This is a genomic window from Mangrovimonas sp. CR14, assembly GCF_011764015.1.
Classification (GTDB): Bacteria; Bacteroidota; Bacteroidia; order Flavobacteriales; family Flavobacteriaceae; genus Mangrovimonas; species Mangrovimonas futianensis.
Genome location: NZ_JAAFZY010000004.1, coordinates 255,100 through 267,771, shown reverse-complemented (window position 1 = coordinate 267,771; position 12,672 = coordinate 255,100). Strand labels below are relative to the sequence as shown.

Annotated in this window: 11 protein-coding genes; 8 read left to right on the top strand and 3 right to left on the bottom strand. The window is 36.3% G+C overall.

Translation table 11 applies throughout. The annotated features are described in order from the left end of the window. Window positions 1–1,605, bottom strand: coding sequence for a bacillithiol biosynthesis cysteine-adding enzyme BshC (gene bshC, locus GZ212_RS10005; RefSeq protein ID WP_166959569.1), 1,605 nt, complete (start codon window positions 1,603–1,605; stop codon window positions 1–3). 212 nt (window positions 1,606–1,817) lie between these two features. Here bshC and GZ212_RS10000 point away from each other — a divergent pair, with 212 nt between their 5' ends. Further along, window positions 1,818–3,113, top strand: coding sequence for a carboxypeptidase-like regulatory domain-containing protein (locus GZ212_RS10000; RefSeq protein ID WP_166959566.1), 1,296 nt, complete (start codon window positions 1,818–1,820; stop codon window positions 3,111–3,113). Window positions 3,114–3,194: 81 nt separating this feature from the next. Here the strand turns inward: GZ212_RS10000 and katG are convergent, their stop codons facing one another. Then, window positions 3,195–5,432, bottom strand: coding sequence for a catalase/peroxidase HPI (katG, locus tag GZ212_RS09995; protein ID WP_166959564.1), 2,238 nt, complete (start codon window positions 5,430–5,432; stop codon window positions 3,195–3,197). A gap of 306 nt (window positions 5,433–5,738) precedes the next feature. Here katG and GZ212_RS09990 point away from each other — a divergent pair, with 306 nt between their 5' ends. From GZ212_RS09990 to GZ212_RS09960, 7 genes are all read left to right on the top strand, one after another. Beyond that, window positions 5,739–6,173, top strand: coding sequence for a thioredoxin family protein (locus tag GZ212_RS09990; RefSeq protein WP_166959562.1), 435 nt, complete (start codon window positions 5,739–5,741; stop codon window positions 6,171–6,173). Further along, a complete protein-coding gene (locus GZ212_RS09985; protein WP_240923795.1) occupies window positions 6,170–7,147 on the top strand; it encodes an FAD:protein FMN transferase in 978 nt (325 codons plus the stop codon). Before GZ212_RS09990 ends, GZ212_RS09985 begins: the two co-directional genes overlap by 4 nt. 5 nt (window positions 7,148–7,152) lie before the next feature. After that, on the top strand, window positions 7,153–7,362 hold the full coding sequence (locus GZ212_RS09980; protein WP_053972439.1) for a DUF4266 domain-containing protein: 210 nt from the start codon (window positions 7,153–7,155) through the stop codon (window positions 7,360–7,362). Between the two features lie 17 nt (window positions 7,363–7,379). Next, on the top strand, window positions 7,380–8,711 hold the full coding sequence (locus GZ212_RS09975; RefSeq protein ID WP_166959560.1) for a DUF3570 domain-containing protein: 1,332 nt from the start codon (window positions 7,380–7,382) through the stop codon (window positions 8,709–8,711). 58 nt (window positions 8,712–8,769) lie between these two features. Next, window positions 8,770–8,925, top strand: a complete 156-nt coding sequence (locus GZ212_RS09970) for a hypothetical protein (RefSeq protein ID WP_166959558.1) — start codon at window positions 8,770–8,772, stop codon at window positions 8,923–8,925. Window positions 8,926–9,051: 126 nt separating this feature from the next. Further along, window positions 9,052–9,882 (top strand): hypothetical protein, encoded by an 831-nt coding sequence (locus tag GZ212_RS09965; RefSeq protein ID WP_166959556.1) that lies wholly within the window; start codon window positions 9,052–9,054, stop codon window positions 9,880–9,882. A 126-nt stretch (window positions 9,883–10,008) separates the two neighbouring features. Further along, window positions 10,009–11,271 carry a sodium:proton antiporter gene (locus tag GZ212_RS09960; protein ID WP_166959554.1) on the top strand — a complete coding sequence of 421 codons (1,263 nt, stop codon included), beginning with the start codon at window positions 10,009–10,011 and terminating at the stop codon, window positions 11,269–11,271. Between the two features lie 86 nt (window positions 11,272–11,357). Here GZ212_RS09960 and rimO read toward each other — a convergent pair whose 3' ends face one another. Then, the gene (gene rimO / locus GZ212_RS09955) at window positions 11,358–12,662 is read right to left on the bottom strand and encodes a 30S ribosomal protein S12 methylthiotransferase RimO (protein WP_166959552.1); all 1,305 of its coding nucleotides are present in this window, start codon (window positions 12,660–12,662) and stop codon (window positions 11,358–11,360) included. Between the last annotated feature and the right edge of the window lie 10 nt (window positions 12,663–12,672).

The window sequence follows — 12,672 nt, the reverse complement described above, 5'->3', positions numbered from 1 at the left end:
TTAATCTAAGTTTAGTATTAAAAACTCACCTGACAGAGGTTGCAAATTTAACACTAACTGTTGGATTAATTGGTCTCCATACTCCAAATAAAACTCTGAAAAATTGGCTTGACGTTCTTGAAGACTTTGGCTAGGAAAAAGTTCATTTTGCAGGTTAGAAGCCCTATCCAAAACATCATGCCATTTTCTTTTCTGGGCTTTTAAAAGTCTTTTCTCCAAATGCTCCAGACCTTTTATTTGTTTTCGTTCTTGTGCTCCTACCGCTCCAATAAACGAAGGGTCTGTTTTCTGAGCTACTTTATAAAGCTCTTCAAATTGCTTTTGAAGAAACTGCTTTTGCTCAGAAAAGTCGATATCAACCTCGGAAAGCTGCTTGGTTAATTTTGTTTTTAATTCAGACTGTTTTAAAAATAAATCCTGAATCTTGAGATTAAGTTTATCCAACTTAAGGCGCTGCTTTTTGTTGGTGATTAAAACAGAGTTCCTAAGTAAAAGAACAGGAAATACCACTTGATTTTTATCAAAATTAGACTTCAACTGAAACCAATAAGCTAGTTCACCACCACCTCCAATATAACATAAATTAGGAAGGATTACTTCTTGGTACAATGGTCTTAAAATAACATTAGGACTAAATCTTTCAGGATAGTTTTCAAGTTCATTTAAAATACCATCTTTATCCCACGACATATTGGTTTCCAAAACAGAATAAGTACCTTCCTGCTCTACAATACGTTCGCGTATTCCTCCATGAATATAGAATAAATTGATTTCACGTGGATTTACCTGAATCTTATAATTTTTGGGTAATTGATTGATGGATTCATTTGTTTTTGAAACTTCTTGAAAAGAGGACTGCTCCAATAGCTCCTTTTTCATGTAAGGAACAAACAAGTTTTTTAACTCATGACTATTGGCATCGATAATCACCAAACCGTATTCAGAAAACAACTCATTAGCCAAGTATCTAGTAGCATCTGCCAAACTGCTGCTTTCCAAATAGGCATTTTGAAACAGCTTTTTTAGATACGTTGCATTTTTACTAGAGTTCAATTGATTTGAGAATACCTCAAAAACTTGGTCTACACCATCCAAACGCAATTCACCCACAGCGCCACTAGATGCTCTATCCCACTTTATTTTTTTACCATCAAAATTGAAGTAATTGATTTCTTCAAAATCATGATCTTCTGAAGCCATCCAATAAATAGGAACAAAATTATAATTTGGGTAGGTCTCTATTAATTCTTTACACAGATTAATCGTTGAAATGATTTTATATAAAAAATATAAGGGTCCTGTGAATAAATTTAATTGATGCCCTGTTGTAATTGTAAAAGTATTTTCATTTCCTAAGGCAGTTATATTTTGCTGGGTCTGTTCTGATATGTTCAAACCCTTATATTGCCTATTTAATGATTCAAGTAAAATCCGTCTGCTTTCAATTGGGTAGTTTAATTGCTTTTCTTCAATTTGTTTTGAAAAATTCTCTTTACTTGGGAAATGATTGTAAAAGTGTTTTAATTCTTCCTTTTGGTCTAGATAATCGTTTATTAAATCAGAAAAATAATTGCTCTCTTTAAAGGAAATACAGTCGGTTGGCATATAATAATTCAAAATTTCTGTAAATATACGGCTATTCCAATTTGAGAATTCTAAAAAATAAGTTAAGAGAATACCTTTATCTATTTGACAGGATTACATCTTTATATTATTGAATTGCAAACGAAAACCTAAAAACATTATCAAATTCAGAAAAATTCCGTATCTTATCAAAAGAAAATTAGGTAGACAAAACTAATAATCTATGAAGTCTCATGAAAACTTTACGCGTAACTTCACATTTCCCCAAATCGTTGCTCCTTCTAGCTGCCTTTTTACTTTCGGCATGTTATTTTAATGTTTCTGCTTTTTCAACTGAAAACACAACCTTAATTCAACAAAATTATGACGAATACAAAGGAAGTGTTTATGATGCCAAAACTAAAGATCCGCTCACTTTTGCAGATATCACTTTGAAAGGAACCAATATAAGCACCATCACCAATACTGAAGGTGAGTTTATGTTAAAAGTTCCAAAGGACCAAAGCAATGGTATCATTGAAATTTCATTCTTGGGCTATACCAAGAAAGAATTAAGCTTAACTGAATTTAAAAACAATTCTAAAATCTATTTAGAACCTTCCGTTTCAGAACTAAGTGAAGTGGTCATCAACAGACCAGAAACAGCATTAGCTTTGGTTGAGGCTACTTTGAAAAAGAAAGGTGAAAACTACATCAACCAACAAAATATTATGACAGGTTTTTATAGGGAAACCATTAAAAAACGTCGCAAAAATGCCTCCCTATCAGAGGCCGTTGTAGAAATATACAAACAACCCTACAATTCCAATAAAAAGGACAAAGTAAAAGTCATTAAGTCCAGAAAAGATGTAGATTACTCGAGGTTAGACACCTTGGCTCTTAAACTTCAAGGTGGCCCTTTTAGCACCCTGTATGTTGATATGATTAAATACAACGAGTTTATTTTTGATTTTGACACGATGAAATACTATGATTTCAGTTTTGATAATTCTACTCAAATCAATGATCAAAATGTTTTCGTGGTCAACTTCAAGCAAAAACCTGAGGTCGATTCTCCTCTTTATTATGGTAAGCTCTTTATAGACACTGAAAATTATGCCTTAGTAAGTGCCGTCTATAATTTAAATGTGGAAGATGAGAAAGAAGCGAGTAAGCTCTTTGTCAAGAAAAAGCCAGCAAGGGTTGACGTTTATCCTAAGGAAGCCGCCTATCGTGTAGACTACAGAACACATAATGGAAAGTGGCATTACAGATATAGTAATGTGCAACTCATGTTTGTGGTCGATTGGAAAGGAAAATTATTTAATAGTAGGTATTCGCTTAATAGTGAAATGGCCATTACCGATTGGAAAGAAGATGCTTCTAAAAGATTGTCTTCTGGCGAAAGCTTTAAACCTAGCATGATTTTAATGGAAGAAGCCTCTGGATTTTCTGATCCCGAGTTTTGGGGAGAGTACAATATTATCGAACCTGAAAAGTCTATAGAATCAGCCATTGAAAAAATCAGTAAAAAAATGGCTAAAAACTAATTTCAATACTTACCAAAAACTGAAAAGAGGCCGTCAAAATTCATGACAGCCTCTTTTTTATTTTATTAAACTAGTTTTCAATTAATACCTTCCTAAGTCAGTGACTTTCGCCCATGCTTCTACAAAATCATTTACAAATTTGTCTTTGGCATCTGCACTGGCATAAACTTCGGTCAATGCCCGCAATTCAGAATTAGATCCAAAAATTAAATCAGCTCTGGTTCCAGTCCATTTCTTTTCTCCTGTGGCTCTATCTTTTCCTTCAAACAACTCATTGTCCTCAGAAATAGCGCTCCATTTGGTACCCATATCCAAGATATTCACAAAATAGTCATTGGTTAAAGTTCCTGGACTATTTGTTAATACACCATGGCTGGATCCGTCATAATTAATATTAATGACCTTTAATCCTCCCATCAAAGCAGTAAGCTCAGGAGCTGTTAAAGTTAGAAGTTGCGCTTTATCAATCAACAATTCCTCTGAACTAACAGGAAACTTGGTCCCTCTGTAACTTCTAAATCCATCTGCAAATGGCTCTAGATAATCAAAAGCCTCAACATCAGTCTGTTCTTGAGACGCATCCATTCTACCCGGGGTAAATGGCACTGACACATTTTTACCTGCATTCTTAGCAGCTTTTTCCACCCCTGCATTACCAGCAAGAATAATCAAATCGGCCAGTGACACCTTTTTATTACCAACTTGGGAATCGTTAAACTCTTTTTGAACACCTTCTAAAACACCCAACACTTTAGATAATTGTGCCGGATTATTTACTGTCCAATCTTTCTGAGGTGCCAGTCGAACTCTAGCGCCATTAGACCCCCCACGTTTATCTGAACCTCTAAATGTTGAAGCAGAAGCCCAAGCAGAACCAACCAATTCCGAAACGGACAAACCGCTTTCTAAAATTTTTGATTTAAGTGATTCTGCATCATCACTTGTGATCAAATCGTGATTAACTTCAGGCACGGGATCTTGCCAAATTAATTCTTCTTGTGGCACTTCTGGACCTAAATATCGTTCTACAGGGCCCATATCTCTATGAGTTAATTTAAACCATGCTCTAGCAAAGGCATCGGCAAACTCATCTGGGTTTTCATAGAATCTTCTAGATATTTTTTCATATTCTGGGTCAAACCTTAAGGACAAATCTGTAGTCAACATGGTTGGACGGTGCTTTTTATTTGGATCAAAAGCATCTGGTATACTTTCCTCTGTACTTTTAGCTACCCATTGTTTAGCACCAGCTGGACTTTTGGTCAGCTCCCATTCATTTTCAAATAAATTCTTGAAGAAAAAATTACTCCATTGTGTAGGCGTTTGAGTCCAGGTCACTTCTGGTCCGCCGGTAATAGCATCTTTTCCACTTCCTGTTTGAAAGCTACTTTTCCATCCAAATCCCATTTCTTCTATAGCAGCGGCTTCTGGTTCAGCTCCCACATATTTACTTGGATCAGCCATTCCATGTGTTTTCCCAAAGGAATGTCCGCCTGCAATTAAAGCAACGGTTTCTTCATCATTCATGGCCATTCTTTTAAATGTTTCCCTAATATCAATTGCTGCTGAAAGCGGATCACCATTTCCATTAGGCCCTTCAGGATCTACATAAATCAATCCCATAACCACAGCTGCTAATGGGTCTTCCAAATCTCTCTCACCAGAATAACGTTTATCACCTAGCCACTCCTTTTCAGAACCCCAATACACATCTTCTTCTGGTTCCCACACATCTTCACGACCGCCACCAAATCCAAAGGTTTTGAAGCCCATGCTCTCTAACGCCACATTCCCAGCTAAAATCATTAGATCTGCCCAAGAAATCTTATTACCATACTTTTGTTTGATGGGCCACAACAATCTTCGTGCTTTATCTAGATTAGCATTGTCTGGCCAACTGTTCAGAGGTGCATAACGTTGCTGTCCAGCTCCTGCTCCACCTCTACCATCACCAATTCTATAGGTTCCGGCACTGTGCCAAGCCATTCTAATAAAAAGTCCTCCATAATGTCCAAAATCTGCAGGCCACCAATCTTGTGAATCGGTCATCAAATCATTCAAATCTTTCTTTAATGCATCATAATCCAAACTTTCAAAAGCTTCTTTATAATTAAAATCTTTATCCATTGGATTGGACAGTTCAGAAAACTGACGTAGAATATTCACTCGCAATTGGTTAGGCCACCAATCTCGGTTTCGAGTTCCTCCACCAGCGGCTTTTTGAGGCGCTGCCCCAGAAAATGGGCATTTGGCACTTGACTCATTAACTTCCCAGGCATTTCCTTGATCATGCCCATTTGAATGCATATGATTTCCCATATTTAATATGTTTTAGTTTATGTTTCTTAAAATTATAATAATCAATTCTTATGAAATCTAATTTTCAATCAATAAAATTTATATCGATATAAACCTCATAAAACACCTTTAATTTACGGAATTTCAAAGAGGTAGAAAAGACCTAAACGTTAATAAGCTATTAATTAAATACCGTTCTAAATAAACCTACATATTATACTTCTAATACTTATTTTTATCTGATATGATTATAAATTACCAACAAACTTATTTTTAATGTAATACATGTTACACAAGTTACGTTTGATATGTATTAATTTCATCCTCATGAAACACATATGGATTGGTTGCTTTTTCTTTTTAGCAACCCAAATGACAATCGGTCAAAACTGGATGACCAATTTTACCCAAGCAAAGAGTTTAGCAGCTAAAGAACATAAACCAATTGTTCTTGTATTTCAAGGATCAGATTGGTGTGCTCCTTGTATCAAATTAGATAAAGAAATTTGGAGTACCGAAGAATTTAAATCGTATTCCAAAGATCATTTTGTCATGCTCAAGGCAGACTTTCCACGGAAAAAAAAGAATACCCTTTCTCCAGAATTGCAAAAACAAAATGGTGAATTGGCTGAAAGGTACAATCCCAATGGATTTTTCCCTTATGTTTTAGTATTAGATGAAAAAGGTCTGGTCAAAGGAAGTACGGGCTACCAAAAAACAACACCCAAAGAATTTATAAAACTTTTAGAATCATATCATTGAGAAAACTTGTTCTCATCGGGTTCGTAATTTTATTGGCTACCTCCCTGCAAGCCCAGACACCTTTCAAAAGGGTTTTGAAATTGATGGGAAGCCGCTTTGAAATTACTGTAGTGGCCAACTCTCAAAACGAGGCAGACCAATATATAGATCTGGCTGTTGATGAAATGAGTCGGATTGAAAAACTGATTTCCTCATGGGACCCAAAATCCCAAACATCCAAAATCAATGCCATGGCAGGGATAGAACCTGTTCAGGTGGACAAAGAGTTATTTGACTTGATCAAACGGGCTATTGGGATATCAAAAATTACTGATGGCGCCTTTGATATCACCTATGCTTCCATGGATAAAATCTGGAAGTTTGATGGTAGCATGACCGAGATGCCTTCCCCGGAAGCCATTAAAAATTCGGTTTCAAAAGTGGGTTATCAGCACATCGTTTTGAATGAAAAGGAGCTTTCGGTTTACCTGGATCAAGAGGGGATGAAAATTGGCTTTGGCGCTATAGGAAAAGGCTATGCCGCAGATGTAGCCAAAAATTTATTAATGAGTAAAGGCGTTGCGTCTGGAATCATCAATGCCTCTGGCGATATGAATACTTGGGGAAAACAACCCAATGGAGAGCCATGGCAAGTGGCTATCACCAACCCCATGGACAAAGATAAAGCGTTTGGACTATTGCCAATCGAGCATGGAGCTGTCGTAACTTCTGGGAATTATGAAAAATATGTCACCTTCAATGGTATCAGATATACCCATATTATTGACCCCAGAACTGGGTACCCTGCCACAGGTATTATAAGTGCTACCGTATTTGCACCCAAAGCCGAACTGGCTGATGCCTTAGCAACTTCCATTTTTGTTATGGGAAAAGAAGTTGGATTAAATCGAATCAATCAATTACCACAAATTGAATGTATTATCGTGGACGAAAACGGCCATGTTTTTACCTCAAATAACATTAAAATTAATTAGTAGCTATGAAAAAATTAGGTCTTGCTATTGTTATTCTTTCAACTGTCACTTCTTGCATGACCGTTAAGGAATATGAAAAAATCAACATCAACGATCCAGATATGGCCCTTTCGGACAAACCTGCAGATCGTAACGTGACCACCTTCCACTCCTACAGGGAAGCCGCTTCTGGAGCCAACGGAGGAAAAACAGGAGGCGGTTGCGGATGTAATTAACCTTAATTCAAAAAAAGATGACAATTAAATCTCTCATATTTACCTCTGTAATCAGTCTGGGATTTGGAAGAGTTGTACAAGCACAAAACTCGCCCGTTTCAGATTCTACAAGAGTTTACAAAAAAAGGGTTCTTGAAAGTACTGAAGTGGATATCTTAAGCAGCTACTACAGTCAAGACGGAGACAATGCCGCCGTTTCAGGAGGTATCGGAACCGAAGAACTTACCGATGCAACAGGAACCATCATTGTGTCAATTCCACTTAATGATGATGATGTACTGACTATTGATGCCGGAATTTCAGCATATACTTCTGCTTCGTCAAGTAATATCAATCCATTTGACAGTAACGATCCGGCAGATCCCTTCACCGCAAGTTCTGGAGCATCCTCTGGCGACATTTGGGTTAACGGAAATATTGGTTACAGTCATTCTTCAGATGATAGAAATACCATTTATTCAGGAAAAGTATCGGTAGCCTCAGAATTTGATTATTTCTCTTTGGGATTTGGTGGAAGCATCACCAAATTATTTAACGAGAAAAATACCGAACTGAGTTTACATGCTAGTGTCTATCTAGATACTTGGAAAATCCTATACCCTTATGAATTAAGGCCATTTGCTGATAACGGACCAGGTTTGAATGATGAATTTTATCAGGGTCGCATCATTACAGGTAATCCAGATTATGCCCCCTCTTTACATGAAATAGATAGCAAGGGACGAAACTCCTATTCCGGTGGATTGAACTTTTCACAGATATTGTCAAAAAATATGCAAGGATCCATCGCTTTGGATGTGGTAAAACAACAAGGCCAATTAGGAACGCCTTTCCAAAGGGTTTACTTTGCCGATGTAGCCAATTCCTATATTGAGAATTTTCAATTAGCCGACGATATCGAACAATTACCGGATTCGCGATTCAAAATAGCCGTTGGTGGCCGTTTGCACTACTTCATCAATGAATTCCTGGTACTGCGTACCTATTACCGCTATTATTCTGATGATTGGGGAATCAGTTCACATACCGCCAGTTTGGAAGTGCCAGTTAAGATATCAGATAAATTTACGCTTTACCCTTCATATCGCTATTACAATCAAACCGCCGCTGATTATTTTGCACCATACGAAACCCATTTATCCACTCAAAACTATTATACCTCAGATTATGACCTTTCCAAATATTCGGCCAACCAATACGGTTTTGGAGTCTCATACACCGATATTTTCACCAAGGCACATATTTGGAAGTTTGGTTTAAAAAGCATCGACTTAAAATACTATCATTACGACAGAAACACATCCTTTAATTCTAACATCATTACGGTGGGTATAAAGTTTGTTCAGTAGATATTCAAATTAGGTTGTATGGGTGTAATTTCTTATTATTATGAGAAATTAACATCACATGAAAAACAAATATATGGGGCTAGGTGTCGCTCTAGGCGTTGGATTAGGCACCCTTATTGGCTCTCTCTTTGATCAAACAAGTGTTGGACTAGCCATTGGAATTGCCATAGGCATTTCATTTGGTTTGATGATGGATAGGAGAAAGAAGAAATAAAGTCTAGCATTTCAGTAAATGCCTATGCAATTTAAAATAATTTTCATTTTTCTTTTAATATCAACAAATCTTTGCGCTCATAAAGATAAAGTTATTGCCAAAAACTATGGCAATATCAAAATTTATATGAAAACTGGTTTTAACTATTCTGAAATAGATAAAATTCAAATAATAGGTCAATTGTCTGAAAAATTAGCTTCGAGGTTGCAATATCAGGACACCTTACTTATTGAATACATTCATGATTACACTGATAATTTCAAGGATAATTTATATTTATTGGAACCCAATAATTCTAACTATAAACTGGCATATGGCCTTAATTTAGAGGATCCTATTCCTTCTAATCACCAAGGACTTTCTGTTAGGATTTATGCAGATAGTGTTGACATAGTCAAAATTTTACATCTAGTGGAATACAGTATTCTTAACCACCAGAACCTTAGCAAACAAATCATAAAAACAACTATGGGTTATAATGTTTATGAGGATAAAGTTCTTCTAGAACCACTGGTTGTAATAGCCACAAACGAAAAATTAATTGAGGTAATCTTTAATGCTGAAAGCTCAAAAAGTATTAAAGATATTATCTCAGAAAGAATTCCTATTATCTTAAGAAAGCATTATGGAATGGAAATATATTGGAGTAACAATACTTTCTTTTTTGAGTATAAAAATTATGAGAAGCGGACACCAGTTTATGAAATTAAGGATTACTACTATCATTTATTTCCCAATCAAAACTTTGCTTTATTATTTATAGATGAACAGTCCTTTTATTACCTAGACGACTCCAACAATTCCCCAAAAAAGCTAATGACCTGTACTGTGGGAAGCAACGCTCCTATAAGAACAATGAATTTTGGGGACAAGGTATTATTACAGCACTGGAGAGATCTAAGTAGAATTAATATGCTACTCACCAAAAAAAATAAAGTCATTACTAAATTTGAGTAACCCTACTACAACTTTATTTCTCAATTAGATTTCGATTTTTTACCAGCTATTGAAAAACCTTTTTCTAAAAATATTTACTATTCCAAAAATTTATCCCTTATTTTTAGAGAGTAACTTATCACTTTTATGAATATCTATATCATCGCGGCCATTCTGGTTTCCCTGTCAGCCGTATTCGGTTATATCAATACTCGATTTATTAAATTACCCAATACCATTGGTCTCATGCTTGTGACCATCATCTTTACCTTTTTTGCCTTTTTGGTAGGCTATTTTGATGATACCATACTAGATGCGGAAACAAATTTTGTGAAACAAATTGATTTTGAAACAGTTCTAATGGACGTCATGTTGAGCTTTCTGTTGTTTGCCGGAGCTTTACATACCAATTTCGAACAACTAAAAGTACAACGCTGGCCGATATTATTATTCTCTACGTTAGGCGTTGTTACTTCCACATTTTTGATAGGTGGTTTGACCTATGGCTTACTGGCATTATTGGATTTTAATATCCCATTTATATACTGCTTACTTTTTGGCGCCCTAATTTCCCCCACCGATCCCATTGCTGTTTTGGGTATATTAAAACAAGCAGGTGCTCCAAAAAAATTGGAAACCAAAATCGTAGGTGAATCGCTGTTCAATGATGGTGTGGGTGTTGTTGTATTTCTAACCATTTTCAAAATTGCTTCTGGAGGAACCGATATTGAAGTTGGCGAAGTGTTGCTCCTATTTGTTGAAGAAGTATTTGGTGGTATTTTATTAGGTGGTGTTTTAGGGTTTATAAGTTACCGACTCATGAAGTCTATTGATAATTATGATATAGAAGTGATTATAACGTTAGCTGCAGTGATGTTGGGTACGGTTATCGCACAACAATTACATGTATCTGCCCCTTTGGCTATGGTCACAGCTGGCTTAATTGTAGGTAATGACACCGTTAGAAAACATACCATGTCTGAAATCACCGAAACCTATGTGGATAAGTTTTGGGAGCTTATTGACGTTCTTTTAAACAATATCTTATTCGTATTAATAGGATTGGAAATCTTAATTCTATCTGTTGAAAAAAACTACGTTCTTGCGGGCATATTAATGATTCCTATAGTGTTGGCTTCAAGGTTTCTATCTCTATTGATTCCGGTAAATGCTTTAAAGAAAAAACTTGATTTTGTTCCTAACACCAATTTGGTGATGACTTGGGGCGGATTACGGGGAGGAATATCCATCGCCTTGGCTTTGTCGCTTTCTCAAGATATGCACCGTGATTTGTTTTTAGTGATTACCTATGCCGTGGTGGTATTTTCAATCGTTGTACAAGGCTTGAGTGTAGGAACCTTGATTAAAAAATTAGGAATTAATGTGGAGCCTACTGAGGGTGGACATTAAAAAAATTCAGAACTAGTAAACGAATTGGTTTAAAATAAAGAAGTCCATCCTGAGGATGGACTTCTTTCATATAATATCATTAGAATTTAAGCCACTACCTCTGCATACAAATCAAAATCAGCGGCATCCGTAATTTTCACCTTGGTAAATTCTCCTGTTTTCAAATAAGTTGTTGAAGCATCGATTAACACTTCGTTATCGACATCTGGCGAATCAAATTCGGTTCTTCCTACAAAATAATTCCCCTCTTTTCTGTCTATTACCACCTTAAATTCTTGACCAATTTTTTCCTGATTCAATTCCCAAGAAATTTGTGATTGAATCTCCATAATCTCATTGGCGCGATCTTGCTTAACTTCTTCTGGCACATCATCTTCTAAATTAAAAGCATGTGTGTTTTCCTCATGAGAATAGGTAAAACAACCCAAACGCTCAAAACGCATATCTTGAACCCATTGTTTCAATTCTTGAAAATCCTCTTCAGTTTCCCCCGGGTATCCAACAATTAAAGTCGTTCTTATGGTCATTCCTATAACTGCCTTTCTAAATTCTTGAAGCAGTTTGGTAGTCTTCTCTTTGGTGGTACCACGTCTCATACTTTTTAAGATGTGATCAGAAATATGTTGTAGAGGAATATCAATATAATTACACACTTTCTCCTCACGGTTCATGACTTCCAATACATCCATTGGAAATCCCGTAGGGAAGGCATAATGCAAGCGAATCCATTCAATTCCTTCCACTTTTACCAAAGCTTCCAATAACTCAGCTAAATTGCGCTTTTTATAAAGATCCAGGCCATAATATGTTAAATCCTGTGCAATCAGTATCAACTCCTTAACGCCACTTGCTGCCAATTTTTCTGCTTCAATGACCAAATCTTCAATAGGTGTGCTTTTGTGCTTTCCTCTCATAAGCGGAATCGCACAGAAACTACACGGACGGTCACAACCCTCGGCAATTTTCAAATAGGCATAGTTTTTTGGAGTGGTTGTCAAGCGCTCCCCAATCAACTCATGTTTGTAATCTGCTCCAAGTGCCTTTAATAATTGAGGAAGTTCGGTGGTACCAAAATATTGGTCCACATTTGGAATTTCCTTTTGTAAGTCTGGCTTATAGCGTTCACTTAAACAACCGGTCACAAAAACCTTATCCACCTCACCTGCTTCCTTTTTCTGCATAAACTCCAAAATGGTGTTGACGCTCTCTTCCTTGGCATTATTAATAAAACCACAGGTATTTATAACGACGACATTTCCCTCTTCCTCATGAACAACTTCCTTCCCACTTGCCTTTAATTGTCCCATCAAAACCTCACTGTCGTAAACATTTTTACTACAGCCTAAGGTTACCACATTGATTTTATTCTTTTTAAGTGACTTGGTTCTCATAATAAATTTT

What these genes read in the sequence shown, in the direction of transcription:
- katG (WP_166959564.1), bottom strand. Translation starts at nt 5,432, where the DNA reads ATGGGAAATCATATGCATTCAAATGGGCATGATCAAGGAAATGCCTGG.
- bshC (WP_166959569.1), bottom strand. Translation starts at nt 1,605, where the DNA reads ATGCCAACCGACTGTATTTCCTTTAAAGAGAGCAATTATTTTTCTGAT.
- rimO (WP_166959552.1), bottom strand. Translation starts at nt 12,662, where the DNA reads ATGAGAACCAAGTCACTTAAAAAGAATAAAATCAATGTGGTAACCTTA.
- GZ212_RS10000 (WP_166959566.1), top strand. Translation starts at nt 1,818, where the DNA reads ATGAAAACTTTACGCGTAACTTCACATTTCCCCAAATCGTTGCTCCTT.
- GZ212_RS09960 (WP_166959554.1), top strand. Translation starts at nt 10,009, where the DNA reads ATGAATATCTATATCATCGCGGCCATTCTGGTTTCCCTGTCAGCCGTA.
- GZ212_RS09975 (WP_166959560.1), top strand. Translation starts at nt 7,380, where the DNA reads ATGACAATTAAATCTCTCATATTTACCTCTGTAATCAGTCTGGGATTT.
- GZ212_RS09965 (WP_166959556.1), top strand. Translation starts at nt 9,052, where the DNA reads ATGAAAACTGGTTTTAACTATTCTGAAATAGATAAAATTCAAATAATA.
- GZ212_RS09990 (WP_166959562.1), top strand. Translation starts at nt 5,739, where the DNA reads ATGAAACACATATGGATTGGTTGCTTTTTCTTTTTAGCAACCCAAATG.
- GZ212_RS09980 (WP_053972439.1), top strand. Translation starts at nt 7,153, where the DNA reads ATGAAAAAATTAGGTCTTGCTATTGTTATTCTTTCAACTGTCACTTCT.
- GZ212_RS09970 (WP_166959558.1), top strand. Translation starts at nt 8,770, where the DNA reads ATGAAAAACAAATATATGGGGCTAGGTGTCGCTCTAGGCGTTGGATTA.